The 17,157-nt window shown below is 68.3% G+C and carries 16 protein-coding genes; 10 read left to right on the top strand and 6 right to left on the bottom strand.

From position 1 onward, the window contains the following. The first annotated feature begins 5 nt into the window (after positions 1-5). Positions 6-1,253 (top strand): glycolate oxidase subunit GlcF, encoded by a 1,248-nt coding sequence (gene glcF, locus J2X20_RS10805; protein WP_310264284.1) that lies wholly within the window; start codon positions 6-8, stop codon positions 1,251-1,253. On the opposite strand, the gene J2X20_RS10800 is transcribed toward glcF, so the two are convergent. Both J2X20_RS10800 and metK read right to left on the bottom strand, forming a co-directional pair. Next, positions 1,250-2,791, bottom strand: coding sequence for a methyl-accepting chemotaxis protein (locus J2X20_RS10800; protein WP_310264282.1), 1,542 nt, complete (start codon positions 2,789-2,791; stop codon positions 1,250-1,252). The two genes, glcF and J2X20_RS10800, sit on opposite strands and share 4 nt — an antisense overlap. Before the next feature lie 330 nt (positions 2,792-3,121). Then, complete coding sequence (gene metK, locus J2X20_RS10795) at positions 3,122-4,303, bottom strand: methionine adenosyltransferase (RefSeq protein WP_310264278.1); 1,182 nt, start codon at positions 4,301-4,303, stop codon at positions 3,122-3,124. Positions 4,304-4,432: 129 nt separating this feature from the next. On the opposite strand from metK, the gene J2X20_RS10790 reads away from it, so the two are divergent. From J2X20_RS10790 to J2X20_RS10765, 6 genes are read left to right on the top strand one after another with little or no spacing between them, the layout of a single operon-like run. Beyond that, complete coding sequence (locus J2X20_RS10790) at positions 4,433-5,311, top strand: lysophospholipid acyltransferase family protein (RefSeq protein ID WP_310264277.1); 879 nt, start codon at positions 4,433-4,435, stop codon at positions 5,309-5,311. Continuing rightward, positions 5,308-6,147 (top strand): diaminopimelate epimerase, encoded by an 840-nt coding sequence (gene dapF / locus J2X20_RS10785; protein ID WP_310264275.1) that lies wholly within the window; start codon positions 5,308-5,310, stop codon positions 6,145-6,147. The genes J2X20_RS10790 and dapF overlap by 4 nt, the downstream gene beginning before the upstream one ends. Further along, on the top strand, positions 6,144-6,851 hold the full coding sequence (locus tag J2X20_RS10780) for a DUF484 family protein (RefSeq protein ID WP_310264273.1): 708 nt from the start codon (positions 6,144-6,146) through the stop codon (positions 6,849-6,851). Before dapF ends, J2X20_RS10780 begins: the two co-directional genes overlap by 4 nt. After that, positions 6,851-7,771: a tyrosine-type recombinase/integrase gene (locus J2X20_RS10775; RefSeq protein ID WP_310264271.1), complete on the top strand. Its 921-nt coding sequence runs from the start codon at positions 6,851-6,853 to the stop codon at positions 7,769-7,771. The genes J2X20_RS10780 and J2X20_RS10775 overlap by 1 nt, the downstream gene beginning before the upstream one ends. Next, a complete protein-coding gene (locus J2X20_RS10770) occupies positions 7,768-9,285 on the top strand; it encodes a hypothetical protein (RefSeq protein ID WP_310264269.1) in 1,518 nt (505 codons plus the stop codon). Before J2X20_RS10775 ends, J2X20_RS10770 begins: the two co-directional genes overlap by 4 nt. 13 nt (positions 9,286-9,298) lie before the next feature. Continuing rightward, the gene (locus tag J2X20_RS10765) at positions 9,299-10,480 is read left to right on the top strand and encodes a class I SAM-dependent rRNA methyltransferase (protein ID WP_310264266.1); all 1,182 of its coding nucleotides are present in this window, start codon (positions 9,299-9,301) and stop codon (positions 10,478-10,480) included. Positions 10,481-10,535: 55 nt separating this feature from the next. Here J2X20_RS10765 and J2X20_RS10760 read toward each other — a convergent pair whose 3' ends face one another. Beyond that, positions 10,536-11,606: an NF038122 family metalloprotease gene (locus tag J2X20_RS10760; protein WP_310264264.1), complete on the bottom strand. Its 1,071-nt coding sequence runs from the start codon at positions 11,604-11,606 to the stop codon at positions 10,536-10,538. Between the two features lie 90 nt (positions 11,607-11,696). Next, positions 11,697-12,167, bottom strand: a complete 471-nt coding sequence (locus J2X20_RS10755) for an Lrp/AsnC family transcriptional regulator (RefSeq protein ID WP_310264262.1) — start codon at positions 12,165-12,167, stop codon at positions 11,697-11,699. Between the two features lie 135 nt (positions 12,168-12,302). On the opposite strand from J2X20_RS10755, the gene glmS reads away from it, so the two are divergent. Then, entirely contained in the window at positions 12,303-14,162 is a 1,860-nt protein-coding gene (glmS, locus tag J2X20_RS10750; protein WP_310264261.1) for a glutamine--fructose-6-phosphate transaminase (isomerizing), read from the top strand. Between the two features lie 125 nt (positions 14,163-14,287). Here the strand turns inward: glmS and J2X20_RS10745 are convergent, their stop codons facing one another. Both J2X20_RS10745 and J2X20_RS10740 read right to left on the bottom strand, forming a co-directional pair. Continuing rightward, complete coding sequence (locus tag J2X20_RS10745) at positions 14,288-14,653, bottom strand: hypothetical protein (RefSeq protein ID WP_310264260.1); 366 nt, start codon at positions 14,651-14,653, stop codon at positions 14,288-14,290. 143 nt (positions 14,654-14,796) lie between these two features. Further along, the gene (locus tag J2X20_RS10740; RefSeq protein WP_310264258.1) at positions 14,797-15,285 is read right to left on the bottom strand and encodes a hypothetical protein; all 489 of its coding nucleotides are present in this window, start codon (positions 15,283-15,285) and stop codon (positions 14,797-14,799) included. 670 nt (positions 15,286-15,955) lie between these two features. On the opposite strand from J2X20_RS10740, the gene J2X20_RS10735 reads away from it, so the two are divergent. Both J2X20_RS10735 and J2X20_RS10730 read left to right on the top strand, forming a co-directional pair. Continuing rightward, a complete protein-coding gene (locus J2X20_RS10735; RefSeq protein WP_310264256.1) occupies positions 15,956-16,288 on the top strand; it encodes a hypothetical protein in 333 nt (110 codons plus the stop codon). A 255-nt stretch (positions 16,289-16,543) separates the two neighbouring features. Further along, on the top strand, positions 16,544-17,155 hold the full coding sequence (locus tag J2X20_RS10730) for an OmpA family protein (RefSeq protein ID WP_310264255.1): 612 nt from the start codon (positions 16,544-16,546) through the stop codon (positions 17,153-17,155). Positions 17,156-17,157 lie beyond the last annotated feature (2 nt).

Here is a 17,157-nt window from a genome sequence, read left to right as displayed (position 1 = left end):
ACGACATGCAGACGACGCTTGCCCCCGAATTTGCCGGCACCCCTGAAGGCACCGAGGCCGAAGCCATCCTGCGCCGTTGCGTGCACTGTGGCTTCTGCACGGCCACCTGCCCGACCTACCAGTTGCTCGGCGACGAGCTCGACGGCCCGCGTGGCCGCATCTACCTGATCAAGCAGGTCCTGGAGGGCACCGAGCCGACGCGCGAGACGCAGTTGCACCTGGACCGCTGCCTGACCTGCCGCAACTGCGAGACCACCTGTCCCTCGGGCGTCGAATACGGCCGCCTGGTCGACATCGGCCGGCGTGTCGTTGACGCCAAGGTCGAGCGCCCCAGCAGCGAGAAGCGCGCGCGCTGGCTGTTGAAGGAAGGGCTGACCTCGCCGCTGTTCAAGCCGGCCATGAAGCTGGGCCAGATGTTCCGGCCCCTGGTGCCGGCCTCGCTGAAGGACAAGGTGCCCGCCAAGCCGCCAGCCACGGCCCACGACTGGCCGACGCGCCAGCTCAATCGCAAGGTCGCCCTGCTGCTGGGCTGTGTGCAGCCGGCCATGGCGCCCAATATCAACAGCGCGACGGCCCGGGTGCTGGATGCGGCCGGCATCCAGACCGTGGTGGCCGACAGTGCCGGCTGCTGCGGTGCCATCCGCGAGCATCTGGGCGACCACGAGGCCGCGCTGAATGAGATGCGCCGCAACATCGACGCCTGGTGGCCCTTGGTCGCCGGCATGGGCGAACGCGTCGAGGCGCTGGTGATGAACGCCTCGGGCTGCGGCGCCATGGTCAAGGACTATGCGCGTCTGTTGGCCCATGACCCGGCCTATGCCGACAAGGCCCGACGCATCAGTGAGGTCACCAAGGATCTCAGCGAGCTGCTGCCCGAGCTGGTGCCGGCCTTGAAGTCACGCCTGAAGGCCAAGCCCGGTTCGCTGGCCTACCACCCGCCCTGCACCTTGCAGCACGGCCAGAAGCTCAAGGGTGGCGTCGAGGCCGCGCTGCGCGAACTGGGCTTCAAGATCGATTGCGCGCCCAGCGACAGCCACCTCTGCTGCGGCTCGGCTGGCACCTATTCCGTGCTGCAGCCCGAGCTGGCCACGCAGCTGCGCGACCGCAAGCTCGCGGCGCTGGCGCCGCTGCAGGCCGAGCAGATTGTCTCCGCCAACATCGGCTGCATCCAGCATCTGCAAAGCGGCACCACGCAGCCGGTGCGGCACTGGGTGGAGGTGCTGGATGATGCCTTGCGTGGGGTGAGCGCCTAGACGCGGAAAGTCGAGACGAGCTTCACCAGCTCGTCGGCCTGCTGCTTCAGGCTCTCCGCCGCCGCCGCGCTTTCCTCGACCAGGGCGGCGTTCTGCTGCGTGGCCTGGTCCATCTGCGTGATGGCCTGGCCGACCTGGCTGACGCCGGTGCTCTGCTCGCGGCTGGCCGAGCTGATCTCGCGCACGATCTGGGCGACGCGGCCGATCGCGGTGACGACCTGCTCCATGGTCTCACCCGCCCGATTGACGAGTACGGCGCCCTGCTCGACGCGCTCGACGCTGTCGCCGATCAGGGTCTTGATCTCCTTGGCCGCGTCGGCGCTGCGCTGGGCCAGCATGCGCACCTCGCTGGCGACGACGGCAAAGCCGCGGCCCTGCTCGCCAGCGCGCGCGGCCTCGACCGCCGCGTTCAGGGCCAGGATATTGGTCTGGAAGGCGATGGCGTCGATAGTGCCGATGATGTCAGCGATCTTGCGCGAGCTCTCCTCGATGCCCTTCATGCGCTGCACCGCCTCGCCGACGACCTCGCCGCCCTGGCGCGCGACCTGGCTGGCATCGTGCGCGAGCTGGTCGGCCTCGCCGGCGTTGTCGGCATTGAGCCTGACCGTGGCCGACAGCTCTTCCATCGAAGCCGCCGTCTGCTGGATGGCGCTGGCCTGCTGCTCGGTGCGGGCCGACAGGTCGTTGCTGCCGTGGGAGATCTCGGTGCTGGCGGTGGCGACGCCGTTGGCGTTCTCGCGCACCGAGCCGACGACATGGCGCAGGGCCTGCTGCATCTGCCCGAGGGCCTGGGTCAGCTGGGCGGTCTCGTCACTGCCTGTGCTGCGGATGTCGCGCGACAGGTCGCCACGGCCGACTTCCTCGGCCTCCTGGATGGCCTCGCGCAATGGGCCGACGACGGAGCGCGTGATCAGCCACGCCGCCGCGACGCCGACACTGAGGCAGGCAATGGCGATGACGAGCATGATCATCTGCGTGCGGCGAGCCTCCTCCATGACCTGCTGGGTCTCGGCGCGCACGCGCTCGCCCTGGAAATCGGCCATGCGGCTGATGGCGGCGACATAGGTCTCCGAGGCCGGCCGCATCTTGCCTTCCAGCGTCTGCAGGGCCGCGTCGGCCTCGCCGGCCTTGAGCTGGGCGAAGACCTGGTTGCGGATGTCGACATAGGCCTTGCGGGCGTCGGCGATCTCCGTCAGCAGGGTCTTGTCGCGCTCGGTGTCCACCAACTTGGTGAGGCCCTCCTGCAACTCGGTGATCTTGGCGCTGGTCGCCTTGATGACCGGCGAGAAGAACTCGGCAACGGGGCCCGAGCCGCCAGCCCGCGCGACGGCATCGGTGCGCGTGACATTGAGCTGGGTCTGGGTGCGCCAATCCTGGGCCATGTCCTGGCGCTTCTGCAGCTCCACCAGCAGGTCGATATGGGGGCCGACCGAGCCGATCTGCCGGTAGCTCAGGCCCAGGGCCACGGCGAGCAGCAGCAAGACGAGGCCGAAGCCCAGGCCCAAACGGGTCCCGATTCGCAAGGACTGCATCTTCATCACCGCCTCCAGGGTTGATGGAGTGGCGGGCGCGGCTGGCGCGCACCCTGCCGGTGCGTTGACTCTACATGCCGGCGGATGGCAGCGGCAGAAAGAAAAACACCGCCTTGAGGGGCGGTGTTACATGCGGGCGGCTTTGTGGTCTTCGCTCACGTCGCAGGCGACATGAGCTTCGCCCCAAGGCTCAGGTTTGCTGGCGCAAACGCCGGGCCTTACAGCCCGGCCGCTGCACGCAGCGGCTGAGCCTTGTCGGTCTTTTGGTCTGCGCTCACATCGCCATGCGATATGAGCTTCGCCCACGTGTCGAACCGCGCTTGTGCGCGGCGGCCTTTAAAGGCCGGCCGCAGCCCGCAGGGCAGCGGCTTTATCGACACGTTCCCAAGTGAATTCCGGCTCTTCCCGACCGAAGTGACCGTAGGCGGCCGTCTTCGAATAGATCGGACGCAGCAGGTCCAGCATCTGGATGATGCCCTTGGGACGCAGGTCGAAGTGCTCGTTGACCAGCTTGGCGATCTGGTCGTCGGGGATGACGCCCGTGCCTTCGGTGTAGACGGTCACGTTCATCGGGCGGGCCACGCCGATGGCGTAGGCGACCTGGATCTGGCACTGGCGGGCCAGGCCGGCGGCGACGATGTTCTTGGCGACATAGCGCGCGGCATAGGCGGCCGAGCGGTCGACCTTGGACGGGTCCTTGCCCGAGAAGGCGCCGCCACCGTGGGGGCAGGCGCCGCCATAGGTGTCGACGATGATTTTGCGGCCGGTCAGGCCGCAGTCGCCCTGGGGGCCGCCGATGACGAAGCGGCCGGTCGGGTTGATCAGGTACTTGGTGTCGGCGTTGAGCCAGGCCTTGGGCAGCACGGGCTTGATCAGCTCTTCACGGATGGCTTCATAGAACTCATCCGTCATGCGGTCGCCCAGCGAGTACTCGGGCGAGTGCTGGGTGGACAGCACGACGGTGTCGATGCTGTGGGGCTTGCCGTCCACATAGCGCATCGTGACCTGGCTCTTGGCGTCGGGGCGCAGGAAGGGCAGGCGGCCGTCCTTGCGCAGCTGGGCCTGGCGCTCGACGAGGCGGTGGGCGTAGTAGATCGGCGCCGGCATCAGCTCGGGCGTCTCGTCACAGGCATAGCCGAACATCAGGCCCTGGTCGCCGGCGCCGGTGTTCAGGTGGTCGTCGGACGCATGGTCCACGCCCTGGGCGATGTCGTTGGACTGCTTGTCGTAGGCGACCAGCACGGCGCAACCCTTGTAGTCGATGCCGTACTCGGTGTTGTCGTAGCCGATGCGCTTGATGGTGTCGCGCGCGACCTGGATGTAGTCGACGTGGGCGTTCGTCGTGATCTCGCCGGCCAGCACCACCAGGCCGGTGTTGCACAGTGTCTCGGCGGCCACGCGGCTGCGCGGGTCCTGCTCGAAGATGGCGTCCAGGATGGCGTCCGAGATCTGGTCGGCCACCTTGTCGGGGTGTCCTTCCGAGACGGATTCGGACGTGAAGAGGAAATCGTTGGCCACTTTTAAACTCCGGTTGCTTCATTGGCGGCGTCGCCGTCGCTCCTGGAGGTGCGGCGAACGCTTTAGCGGGATTTGTGATTCGCCCCGCAAGTAGTTCAATAACTCGGCGAAGCGCGAAGTATAAGAAACATGGCTTGGGTCTTTCGTGGGTTGTCCCGGCTGCCACTGGCGCTTTTGCACGCTTTGGGGGCGGTGCTGGGCTGGATCGTCTATTTCGCCTCGGGCGTCTACCGGCGCCGATTCAAGGCCAATGTGGCCCAGGCCGGGGTGGCCTGGAGCGATGCGCGGCCCGCGATCGCCGCTGCCGGACGTATGGCGGCCGAGCTGCCGTGGCTCTGGGTCGCGACCCGCGGCAAGCCGCTGGGCGACAAGCTGCAATGGGATGGCGGCGAGCTGATCGCGGCCGCTCTGGCAGAGAAGCGCGGTCTCGTCATGCTGACGCCCCATATGGGCTGCTTCGAGATCTGCGCCCAGGCGATTGCCGAGCGCTTCACGACGCCCGAGTCGCCCATCACCGTGCTCTACCGCCCGGCGCGCCAGGCCTCGCTGCGCGAGGTGATGGCCGGTTCGCGCGAGCGCCCCGGTCTGGCCACCGCACCGGCCTCCCTGGCCGGCGTGCGCCAGATGATCCGCGCCCTGCGCAAGGGCGAGGTCATCGGCCTGCTGCCCGACCAGGTGCCGCCCGACGGCCTGGGCGTCTGGGCGCCCTTCTTCGGCAAGCCCGCCTACACGATGACGCTGGCCGCCCGCCTCGTGCAGCAGACCGGCGCGGCCCTGCTGCTGATCTGGGGCGAGCGACTGCCCGGCGGGCAGGGCTTTGTGGTGCACGTGATGCCGGCGCCGCAGATCGCCAGGGACGCGTCGGCCGAAGACGCGGCGGCGACCATCAATGCGGCCATGGAGAGCGTCATCCGGCGCGCGCCAGGCCAGTATCTATGGGGCTATCACCGTTATAAGCAGCCGCGTGGCCTGGACATCGGGGCCGCCCCCGATAATCCGGCTCCATGAGATTGCGCTTCACCAAGATGCACGGCGCGGGCAATGACTTCGTTGTCATCGATGCGACGAAGCAGCCCTTCGCGCTGACCCCCGAGCAGATGCGCCTGCTGGGCGACCGTCGCTTCGGCGTCGGCTGCGACCAGATCCTCGTCATCGAGCCCAGCCAGGACGCCGGCGCGGACTTCCGCTACCGCATCTTCAACAACACCGGCGACGAGGTGGAGCATTGCGGCAATGGCTCGCGCTGCTTCGTGCGCTATGTCGTCGATGCCGGCCTGACGGACAAGCGCGAGATCCAGGTCGACACGATGAACCGCCGCCTGCTGCTCAAGCTGCAGGACGATGGCCGCGTGACGGTCAATATGGGCGCGCCGGTGTTCGAACATGAGGCCCTGCCTTTCGACGCCCGCGGCCTGACGCCACGCCTGGTGAACGGCTTCGAGCTCTGGCCCCTTGAGGGTGTGGAGCTGGGCGTGGTCTCCATGGGCAATCCGCATGCGGTGCAGCGCGTCGACGACGTCGAGACGGCACCGGTGCTGACCCAGGGGCCGCTGATCGAGCAGGACCCGCATTTCCCCCGGCGCGTCAACGCCGGCTTCATGCAGGTCCTGAGCCGCGACCGCATCAAGCTGCGCGTCTTCGAGCGCGACGCCGGCGAGACCCTGGCCTGCGGCACGGGCGCCTGCGCGGCCGTCGTCGTGGGCATCCGCGCCGGCTGGCTGGACCCGGCGGTCGAAGTGCAGACCCGCGGCGGCCTGCTGCGCATCGAATGGGCGGGTGGCCAGAACCCGGTGCTGATGACCGGCCCCGCAGTGAAAGTTTTTGACGGAGAGATCACGCTGTGAGTTCCAACCCGGCCGCGGACGCGGTGCAAGGCATCACCGAAACCGACATCGCCAACTACCTGGCGGCCACGCCCGGTTTCTTCGAGCGCCACGCGGCGCTGCTGGCCAGCGTGCAATTGCAGCACCCGCATGGCGCGCGCGCCGTGTCCCTGCAGGAGCGCCAGGCCGAGATGCTGCGCGACAAGATCAAGGGCCTGGAGCTGCGCATCATCGACATGATCCGCAACGGCCAGGACAACGTCGCCATCGCCGACCGCCTGCACCGCTGGACGCTGGCCGTCATGCGCGCCGTCGGCACGCCCGAGCTGCCCCATGTGCTGCTGGCCGAGTTGCGCCACCAGTTCATGATCCCGCAGGCCAGCCTGCGCCTGTGGGGCGTGGCGCCTGAGCACGAGGCCTTGGAGTTCGCCGCTTCGGTCAGTACCGATGTGCGCAGCTTCGCGTCCAGCCTGAGCCAGCCCTATTGCGGCGTCAACTCGGGCTTCGAGGCAGCGCGCTGGCTGGGCCTTTCCGAGAGCGGCGGCACGGCGACTTCGCTGGCCCTGATTCCTCTGCACCAGCCCAGCGCCAACGAGGACAAGCCCTTCGGCCTGCTAGTGCTGGGCTCGCCCGACCCGACGCGCTACACGGCCGAGATGGGCACGGACTTCCTGACCCGCGTCGGCGAGATCGCCAGCGCCGGGCTGGCGGGCTTGCTGGCCTGATGGAGCTCTCGGCGGACTTCGGCGACTTCCTGCAGCACGCCCGCGTGCAGCAGCGCCTGAGTCCGCGCACGCTGCGCATCTACACCGATGGCCTGGAGCGCCTGCAGGCCATGCTGGCCGAAGCCGCGATCGATGCGCGCCAGCTCAAGCTGGCCCAGGCGCGTCGCCTGGCCGCCCTGCTGCATCGCGAGGGCCTGGCGCCCAAATCCATTGCGCTGCTGCTGTCGGTCTGGCGCAGCGCCTACCGCTGGCTGGGCCTGCAGGGCCGCGTCGCGCTGAACCCCTTCGACGGCCTGCGCGCGCCCAAGGCGCCCAAGCCCCTGCCCAAGGCCCTGGGCGTGGACGACGCGGTGCAGCTCGCGGCCTATGCGCCCGAGGCCGCGGCCGACCCCGTCATGGAGGCGCGCGACCGCGCCATGGTCGAGCTGCTCTATGGCGCCGGCCTGCGTGCCTCGGAGCTGACCAGCCTGGACGTGCAGGCCAGCGGCCAGGCCGCCGGTTGGGTCGACCTGCAGTCGGCCGAGGTGCATGTGCTGGGCAAGGGCGGCAAGCGCCGCAGCACGCCGCTGGGCAAGGCCGCGGCCGAGGCGCTGAGGGCCTGGCTGACGGTACGGCCCCAGGTGGCGGCGGCGGGCGAGGTGGCTCTCTTCGTCGGCGCCCGGGGCCATCGCGTCGCCGGCTCGACGCTGCGCGCCATGCTCAGCGCCCGCGCCGTCGCGGCCGGCTCGCCGGCCCATGTCCACCCCCACATGCTGCGCCACAGCTTTGCCTCCCACCTGCTGCAGTCCAGCGGCGACCTGCGCGCCGTGCAGGAGCTGCTGGGCCATGCCCACATCACGACGACCCAGGTCTACACCCAGCTGGATCACCAGCATCTGGCACGCATCTACGACGCGGCCCACCCCCGAGCCAAAAAATGAGATTCCGAATCACGGCTTTGGCCGCGCTGGTGGCCCTGCTGCCGGCAACGACCTGGGCCTTGCCCGACGAGGCGCCGTTCGCCAGCGTCGACACGCTGCGCCCGGCTGCCATCGAGAGCAGCTGGACCCGCATGAAGATGCCCGACGGCGGCCGCACGGCCTTCGCATCGATCAGCTATCTGATGGCCCTGGACGACGACTGGGGCTTCGGCCCCGGCGTCTACGGCGCCGCCAAGGGCAACTACGGCGGCATCTTCACGGTCGGCTTCACGGGCCAGAGGCGCTGGCGCTTGAACAGCAACACCCATCTGGCAGCCAGCCTCTACGTGGGAGCGGGGGGCGGCCTGTCCACCCAGCAGTTGCGCTTCGGCGGCGGCCTGATGCTGAGGCCCGAGCTGTCGCTGCGCACCGAGGTCGGCGCCTGGTACACGGGGGTGGGCCTGTCGCAGATCCGCTTCCCGAGCGGCAATGTGAAGAGCGGCGTGGGCCTGAGCTTCACGCTCGGCCGGGCCATGAGTTTTGCAAGCTTCTCGCCCGATGACGCCGGCCGCCGCGGCCGCGCCAGCCAGCGCACCGGCCTGCAGTTCGACGAGGTTTCTCTGATGGGCGGCTACGAGTCGCCGCGCTCCGTCAGCATCGACCGCAACGGCGAGAGGCGCACGCGGCGCGTGGGCAAGGCCGGTGCCGAGCTGCGCCAGTACATCGTCGACGGCAGCTGGTGGGGCATCGAGGCCGCGGGCGGTGCCCAGGGCGGCGCCGACGGCTATATGGAAGTGCTGGGCCAGATCGGCCAGGACTGGGCCTTGGGCTCGCCGCGCCTGCGCGTCGGTGGCCAGGTCGGCGTGGGCCTGGCCGGTGGCGGCAACCTGGACACGGGCAGTGGCCTGCTGCTGCGTGCCGGCCCGACGCTGCGCTGGATCACGCCCTGGGGCCCCAGCCTGCGACTGGATGCCGGCCTGACCCACGCCCCCCAAGGCAACTACAGCGCACGCTTCGTGCGGGCCGCCATCTCCATGCCGCTGGATCAGACGCCTGTGCTGTACGCCGACGACAGCGGCGGCACCGTGCGCGTGCAGCAGCTCGGCGCCAGCGTCATGCATCTGCCGCGCGTGCGCTTCAAGGACGGCCGCCGCGAGGCGGTCAGCCATCTGGCCATCAACATGTCCCGCGAGTTCACGCTCAGTCTCTACGGCACGGCCCAGGCCGGCAGTGCCGCAGCCGGCCATGCGGGCGCCTATTCCTTCGGCCTGATCGGCCTGGGCGTGCAGAGCGCGCCGCTGTGGAGCGGCATGCGCGTGGGCGCGGAATGGCTGGTCGGCGCGGCCGGCGGCGGCGGCGTGCAGGTGGGCGGTGGTGCCGTGACGCAGGCCGAGCTGTGGGCGCAATGGCGGGTCGGCGAGCGGCTGCGGCTGCGCACCGGCCTCGGCGAGTTCCGCACCATGCGCGGCCACAACCAGTCCACACCGGTGATCCACGTCGGCCTCAACTACGCCTTCGGGACGCTGCAACGATGAAAATGGCCCGGCGATGAAAAAGATCACCCTGCGCGCCGGCAAGGAGCGCTCGCTCGTCAAGCGCCACCCCTGGGTGTTCGAGAGCTCCATCGCGCGCGGTGGGGCCGATTCGGGTGAGACCGTGCGCGTCGAGGCGGCCGATGGTGCCTTCCTGTGCTGGGCGGCCTTCAGCCCGAAATCGCTGATCCGGCTGCGCGCCTGGAGCTTCGACGAGGCCGAGCGCATCGATGCCGCCTTCTTCAAGCGGCGCATCGAGCAGGCGGTGGCGATGCGCCAGCGGCTGGCCATCGCGTCCGACGCCTGGCGCCTGGTGCATGGCGAGGCCGACGGCCTGCCGGGTCTCGTCGTGGACCGCTACGGCGACACGCTGGTGGCCCAGTTCGGCAGCGCCGGCGCCGAGCGCTGGAAGGCCGGAATAGCCGATGCCCTGCTGGCCACGACCGGCCTGACGCGCCTGTTTGAGCGTTCCGACGCCCAGGCCCGCGAGTGGGAGGGGCTGCCCGCGCAGACGGGCTGGCTGCGCGGGGAAGGCGAGACGGCGCTGACCATCCGCGAGCACGACTGGCGGCTCACGCTGGACGTGGCCGAGGGCCACAAGACCGGCTACTACCTGGACCAGCGCGACAGCCGGCGCCGCTTTGCCGACGCGGTGAAGCAGTACGGCGTCAACAGCGTGCTGAACTGCTTCAGCTATACCGGCGGCTTCTCGGTGGCGGCGCTGGCCGGCGGCGCCAGCGAAGTCATCAGCGTGGACTCCTCGGGCCCGGCGTTGGAGCGGGCCCAGGCCCATGTGGCGCTGAACGGCTTCGACGCCGGCCGCCACCAGGCCTGGGATGCCGACGTGAATGCCACGCTGCGCCGCTGCCTGGCCGAGGGCCGGCGTTTCGACGCCATCGTGCTGGACCCGCCCAAGTTCGCCCCGACCGCCGCCCATGCCGAGCGTGCCTCACGGGCCTACAAGGACATCAACCGTCTGGCCTTCATGCTGCTCAACGAGGGCGGCCTGCTCTACACCTTCTCCTGCTCGGGCGGCATCTCCCCCGACCTCTTCCACAAGATCGTCGCCGGCGCCGGCCTGGACGCCGGTGTGGACGGCTATATCGTCGAGCGGCTGTCCGCCGCGGCCGACCATCCGCAGACGGTCTGCTTCCCGGAAGGCGACTATCTGAAGGGCCTGGGGCTGCTCAAGCGCTGAGCGCCGGCCAACAAAAAGCGGCCCCGCGGGGCCGCTTTGCATTGGAGGGCTGGTTTCAAACGCGCTTGCGACGACGCACCAGGCCGATGGCAGCCAGCCCGGCGAGCAGCATCGCGTACTGGCTTGGTTCCGGCACGGCGGCGGCCAGGTCCCAGCCGATGGCGTCGAAGGCCGTCAGGTCGCTGGTCGAGGCGTCGTAGGACTGGCCGTTGCCGACAAAGGGGCGCATCAGCGTGATGACGCCGATGCCGAAATGGCTGGCCTGCTCGCCATTGCCATGTTCACGGCCGGTCGAGAAAGGCTGGATGGAGCTCAGGCCGCCATCGACGGAAAAATAGGGCGAGCCGCCCACCGTCAGGTCGCGCTTGCCGCTCGCCGAGTAGCGGAACATGTCCAGTGGCGAATAGACCGCGAAGCTCTCAAACTCGTTGGGCAGGCCGGACAGGCCGCACTGCGCCGCATGGCTGATGCAGCCGTCGACGGTGTCCACGCCGGACACGAAGCCGAGCGCATGGCCGATCTCGTGCTCGGCCACGGTGATGAAGTCGATCTGGTTGGCCGGCACCTGGCCGTTGGTGCGGCTGTAGGCGAAGCTGCCGGCGAAGGCATTGGCGAAGGTGACCGTGGCGTCCAGGTTGCCGAGATTGGGGCCGAGATTCAGGCCGATGGCCTTGGCGTTCGCCGTGTTGATGATGAGCGAGCGGTTGTTCGCCGAACCGTCGTTGTCGAAGCGGCTCGTCAGGTCACCCTGGGTCGCCCAGAAGCTGGCAGCGGTGCCGGCCTGGAGGCTGGCCACGGCAGCGGCGTCGACGGCCGATCGGGCATCCGTCGAGAGATGGCTGCGCAGGTCGCTGTAGCTGACGGTGGTCTGCTCGGATCGGGTCGAGCCCAGCACGTTGTTGCCGAGGTCGCTGAAGGAGATGTTGACGTAGACGGTGACGTTGTCGCTGAGCTTGCTCGACCAGTAGCTGGCGGCGGTCTGGAAGGCGTTCAACTGCTCGGCAGACATCTTGGTGGCGCCGATGTCGGTCAGCACGATATTCAGAGCCTGGGCCGTGGGGGCCATGCCGATGAGGCCCAGGGCCAGCGCGAACGCGGCGGGGCGGAAAGACTTGCGAGACAGCATGGGAGGCTCCGGTCTAGGGCGCGGGGACTCGGATTCTCTTGGCTGCGGGAGCGCTTTTTGCCCCCCGGGCTCGCAGGGGCGCCTTCGAAGTTAGGGGGGAGGCAGCCCGATGCGCGTCTCGAACTTGGCCCGCTTGACGCTGAAGAAGGCCTTGATGTTGCGCACATTGGCGTCCTGGGTCAGCAGGCGCTGGGTGAAGGCCTGGTAGGCCGGCATGTCGGCCAGCTGCACGACCAGCACGAAGTCCGGCCCCGGCGACACCCGCCAGCACTGCTGCACGGCAGCCTCCTGCACGGCCCGGGCCTCGAAGGCATCGAGATGCTCTGCCCCCTGACGGTCCAGCGTGATCTCCAGGATGGCCGACAGGCCGGCGCCCAGCTTGTCCGGCGACAGCAGGGCCACGCGGCGCTCGACGATGCCGGCCTCGACCAGGCGCTTGACGCGCCGCAGGCAGGTGGCCGGCGAGATGGCCACGCGGGCGGCCAGATCCTGGTTGCTCAGGGAGGCATCGGTCTGCAAGGCGTCCAGCAGGCGCAGGTCGATGGCGTCAAGATCATTCATTTTCAAATGATATTTGAATGAATATTTCTCTCAATGAGGCGGAAGAAATTTTCCATCATTGACGCGTGAATTTTGCATCCATTCTCCATGTCGACCTGCCTAGGATGCGGTCATTCCTCAAACGGAGACTCATCCATGTGCGGCATCGTCGGCGCGGTCAGTCAGCGCAATATCGTCCCCATCCTCGTCGAAGGCCTGAAGCGCCTCGAGTACCGCGGCTATGACTCCTGCGGCGTGGCCGTGCATCAGGACGGCGGCCTGCGCCGGGCGCGCTCCACCTCGCGTGTCGCCGAATTGCAGACCCAGGCCGACCAGGATGGCATCAGTGCCGGCACCGGCATCGCCCACACCCGCTGGGCCACGCATGGTGCGCCGGCCGTGCACAACGCCCACCCGCATTTCTCGGCCGGCCCGAACGCGGCGGCCGATGGCGTTGGCCGCATCGCCCTGGTCCACAACGGCATCATCGAGAACCACGACGAACTGCGCGCGGAGCTGAAGGCGCGCGGCTATGTCTTCTCCAGCCAGACCGACACCGAGGTCATCGCCCACCTGATCGACCACCTCTACAGCGGCGACCTGTTGGACGCCGTGCAGCAGGCCCTGCCGCGCCTGAAGGGCGCCTACGCCGTGGCCGTGTTCTGCCGTGACGAGCCACATCGCGTCGTCGCGGCCCGCGAGGGCTCGCCGCTGGTGCTGGGGGTGGGCGAAGGCGAGAACTTCGTCGCCTCCGACGCCATGGCACTGGCCGGCGTGACGGACCAGATCGTCTACCTGGAAGAGGGCGACGTCGTCGACCTGCAGCTCGGCCGCTACTGGCTCAGCCGCCTGGACACGACGACCGGCCGCTATGGCGCCGTGCAGCGCGAGGTCAAGACCGTGCACGCGCACAGCGGTGCCGCCGAACTCGGCCCCTACCGCCACTACATGCAGAAGGAAATCTTCGAGCAGCCGGTGGCCATCGCCAACACGCTGGACGCCGTGACGGGCATCAGCCCCGAGCTCTTCGGTGACGGTGCCTACCGCATCTTCAAGGAGGTCGACAACGTCCTCATCCTGGCCTGCGGCACCAGCTATTACTCGGGCTCGACGGCCAAGTACTGGCTGGAGAGCATCGCCAAGATCCCGACCAGCGTCGAGATCGCCAGCGAGTACCGCTACCGCGACAGTGTGCCCAACCCGCGCACCCTGGTCGTCACCATCAGCCAGAGCGGCGAGACGGCCGACACCATCGCCGCGCTCAAGCATGCCCGCTCACTCGGCATGAAGCACACGCTGACCATCTGCAATGTGTCCACCAGCGCCATGGTGCGCGAGTGCGAGCTGGCCTACATCACGCGGGCCGGCGCCGAGATCGGCGTCGCGTCCACCAAGGCCTTCACGACCCAGCTGGTCGGTCTCTTCCTGCTGACCCTGGCTCTGGCCCAGACGCGCGGTCATCTCAGCGAGGCCGACGAAGCCGAGCACCTGAAGGACCTGCGCCACCTGCCCGTCGCCGTGCAGGCCGTGCTGGCCCTGGAGCCGCAGGTCATCGCCTGGAGCGAGGAGTTCGCCCGCAAGGAAAACGCGCTCTTCCTCGGCCGCGGCCTGCATTACCCGATCGCGCTGGAAGGCGCGCTCAAGCTCAAGGAAATCAGCTACATCCACGCCGAGGCCTATCCGGCCGGCGAGTTGAAGCATGGCCCGCTGGCCCTGGTGACCGCCGAGATGCCGGTGGTGACGGTCGCTCCCAACGACGCGCTGCTGGAGAAGCTCAAGAGCAATATGCAGGAAGTCCGCGCCCGCGGCGGCCAGCTCTATGTGTTTGCCGACGGCGACACCGCCATCGAAAGCGAGGCCGGCCTGCACGTCATCCGCATGCCCGAGCACTACGGTGAACTCAGCCCCATCCTCCACGTCGTGCCGCTGCAGTTGCTGGCGTATCACACGGCATGTGCGCGTGGCACCGACGTCGACAAGCCTCGTAATTTGGCGAAGAGCGTGACTGTCGAGTGACGGCGCGATCAAAGTGAACAGCGGTGTTCTCGTCTAATTAAGTCGTAAACATACAAATAAAGTCGGAAACGCCTGAGGCCTGAATGTCGGAAACGACTCGCGCCTCTCAAGGCTTTCCGGCCGCCTCAAAGCGCCCATTCAGAAAGATTGAATAGCGCGCCGCCGGCCTGGCGCGACACCTCCTCGGAGGTCTCCGGCGCGCCATGGGGCTTTGCGGCCGGCCCTCTCTTGGGTACGGTCTGGCCATGGGCGGCACGACCCGAGGGCTGGAGACGCGCGTCCCGCTGCTGCAATGGCTGCCGGGCGAGACGTTCTACAGCCTCTGCAGCCGGCATCACCGGTTCAGCGGTCATCCCGTCAGCGGCTACACCACCAAGGCGCTCTTTGGGCACAGCCAAGCCGGCAACCAGCACGACTTCCCGAGCCGGCTTGATTCGTTCGTGGAGCGCGTCGAAGGTGTCCACGGTGATGCCGATCAAATCGCCCGCCACCGCACCCTCCTCAGGTTCTACGCCCCGTTCCACCGGCCATCCGTGGTCGACGACGCCATCGCGTCGATGCGAAGCTCCACGGACAGTGGACAGCAGCGAACAACGCCTGGTGGCCAAAGTCCTGGTTCGCCAAACGAGGCGTCCTAGCGAAGCTGGCCGCGGTGCGTGAGGACTCCCGGCCGCCGCCTGGTGCAGCGCTGAGCACAGCGCTCAAGCCGTTGGCCGACGTCAACGAGGAGGACCAATTCCTCCGAGGCATGCATGCCGATGCCGAGGCTTTGTTGGACGAGGCTTACTCTGGCGTGCAGACCGACTGGGACGCTGTCGAGAGGCACGGCGCCTGGGCTCGGACGTTTGCCGATGCAGTGGCTCGAGTTGCAGCCGGTGATGCTGCGCGCGCCGAGGCGATCCAGCGGGCACTGAGTCCGCTCGTCGGCGAGCAGCGTGCGGTGCTGGGACCGGCCGGAGCGACCGGACGCAAGCTGCTGGAGTTCCGCGATGCGTACCGCGAGTTCCAGGCCAAGCTGGCCGTGCTCAACGAGGTTGCGAAGCCCACCGCGCCACTGGCGGGCGACGTCCAGGCTGACGGTGCGATCCCGCGCGTGCAGTCGCACCTGGCGAACTGGCAGCACGGACGGCGAGCCATACAACCATGGTGCCTCTGGCGCGGCGTGCGTTCGCAGGCACGCATACGCGGCCGGCTCCATCATCCGCGCAAGCTTGATGCCCCCGACCCCGCGACCCCGGACGCTTTGAGCCAGGTTGAGCGAGCTTGGCCTCTGGCGCGAGCAAGCTTGGCGTCGGTCCATTGCGCATGGAGCTGGGGCTCCGTCTGGAAGAGCCGATCCACGGTGCCCACGCCAACGCCAGCCTTGCTGGCAGCATCTGCCCTTTCAGCTCCGCTGCGCAGCAGCTCAATGAGCTGGGCCCTCGTCTGTGGTTTGAGAAGCTTCGGACGCGGCGTCGCGGCCAGCCGGCTACAGCTGCCCAGGCCAGTCCAGTGTTGGTGGATATGCCAACAGCGGTCGATGCGCTGGTGACGGAGGCGCCGTCGCGCACGAGTTGGACGAAGCTCAAGCGGAGGGCGTCCGTCGCCGACTCGACGCACTGGGGCACATCTGGTGCGACTGTGATGAGGTCGGGAATCCCGGCGCTTATGGCCATGGCCTGCTTCAGAGCTTCGGGGTGCGCGAAGAGCCAGGCGCCAGCGGTCAATAGGCGCAGCGGATGCAGGCCGGCGCGCAGGGGGCGGACGATTCGACCAAGTTCATCGGCTGCAGCCTCAACGGAATCGGGCAGCGCTTGCAGTTCTGGAACCGCGCGCAGCGGCTGTCGATGTCCCTGCAGCACCGCGTGGAGCTGATGCTGCCGGGACGGGCGACGCTGGATGTCTCGCTGACTTTCAGGCCCACGCATCCACCGGCCTACGACATCGTCGCTGGCATCGCCGCCGCACGTGGCTACCGGCTGCTGCGCGACAGCCTGTGCATCAGCTTTGCCGACGGCCGGCCGGTGTGGCGTTTCAGCGTCGTCGCGCTTAGCCGGTCCAGCGCCCTCGCACCGGCCCTGCTGGCCGACGAGATCGCGGCTTCCGAAGGCGTGGCCAGCTTCAGCATCTCGCCGGTGCGCCACTGAGCCAGACCGCGGTGACGGCATCGCCGTCCCAGGGTGATCTCTGCGCCAGCCACGTCTCAGGTCCTTTCTGCAACTTTTTTCTGACAGTCGAATCCCCTGAGCCTCCAAAGTTGGCTGGGCGTGTCACGCCGCATCGCAGATCGGTAAGGCTTTGTTCACCCCGGTTAACGCCGCAAGGATTGCTCACAGCTCGGTACGTTTTTCCGTGAAGGACTGCCTAGAGTCGCGCCTCTTCCTTACTCCCCGGGTCCCCCGATGACGAGACTTTCGCCCCTGATCGTTGCCAGCAGCGTCCTGTTGCTGAGCGCTTGTGCCACCAAGGAATTCGTCAAGGAGACCGTCGCTCCGGTGCAGACCAGCGTGGAAGGTCTCGGCACCCGCGTGCAGGCGCATGACGACGGCCTCAAGGCCCTGGATGGCCGGCTGCAGGGCAGCGAGGCGCGCATCGTTGCCTTGCAGCAGGACGCCGCGGCGCGAGCCCAGATCCTCAACAATCTGCCCAAGCCGCCGGGCCTGCTGATGAGCACCGTGCTGACCGATGACAAGATCAAGTTCAGCTCGGGCCGCGCCCAGCTCACCGAGGAGGCCGGCCGGGAACTCGATCAACTCGTCGCCAAGCTCAAGGCCGACAACCAGCCGGTGTACATCGAGATCCAGGGCCACACCGACTCCACCGGCAGCGACGCGGTCAACGAGCAACTGGGCCTCAAGCGGGCCGAAGCCGTGCGCCTGCACCTGTCTCGAGCCGGCCTGCCGCTGGCGCGCATGTCGACCATCAGCTACGGCGAATCGGCGCCCCTGGCCGACAACAAGACCCGCGAAGGCCGCAGTACCAACCGGCGGGTTCAGCTGATCGTGATGCGCTGAGC

The organism is Roseateles saccharophilus (assembly GCF_031458095.1).
Taxonomy (GTDB): Bacteria; Pseudomonadota; Gammaproteobacteria; order Burkholderiales; family Burkholderiaceae_C; genus Pelomonas; species Pelomonas saccharophila_A.
This window is presented reverse-complemented; position numbering and strand designations above follow the sequence as displayed.

Excerpts from the sequence above, each read along its gene's own strand:
- J2X20_RS10760 (WP_310264264.1), bottom strand. The coding sequence starts at position 11,606 with ATGCTGTCTCGCAAGTCTTTCCGCCCCGCCGCGTTCGCGCTGGCCCTG.
- glcF (WP_310264284.1), top strand. The coding sequence starts at position 6 with ATGCAGACGACGCTTGCCCCCGAATTTGCCGGCACCCCTGAAGGCACC.
- J2X20_RS10775 (WP_310264271.1), top strand. The coding sequence starts at position 6,851 with ATGGAGCTCTCGGCGGACTTCGGCGACTTCCTGCAGCACGCCCGCGTG.
- J2X20_RS10800 (WP_310264282.1), bottom strand. The coding sequence starts at position 2,791 with ATGAAGATGCAGTCCTTGCGAATCGGGACCCGTTTGGGCCTGGGCTTC.
- J2X20_RS10755 (WP_310264262.1), bottom strand. The coding sequence starts at position 12,167 with ATGAATGATCTTGACGCCATCGACCTGCGCCTGCTGGACGCCTTGCAG.
- J2X20_RS10730 (WP_310264255.1), top strand. The coding sequence starts at position 16,544 with ATGACGAGACTTTCGCCCCTGATCGTTGCCAGCAGCGTCCTGTTGCTG.
- J2X20_RS10790 (WP_310264277.1), top strand. The coding sequence starts at position 4,433 with ATGGCTTGGGTCTTTCGTGGGTTGTCCCGGCTGCCACTGGCGCTTTTG.
- glmS (WP_310264261.1), top strand. The coding sequence starts at position 12,303 with ATGTGCGGCATCGTCGGCGCGGTCAGTCAGCGCAATATCGTCCCCATC.
- J2X20_RS10765 (WP_310264266.1), top strand. The coding sequence starts at position 9,299 with ATGAAAAAGATCACCCTGCGCGCCGGCAAGGAGCGCTCGCTCGTCAAG.
- J2X20_RS10770 (WP_310264269.1), top strand. The coding sequence starts at position 7,768 with ATGAGATTCCGAATCACGGCTTTGGCCGCGCTGGTGGCCCTGCTGCCG.
- dapF (WP_310264275.1), top strand. The coding sequence starts at position 5,308 with ATGAGATTGCGCTTCACCAAGATGCACGGCGCGGGCAATGACTTCGTT.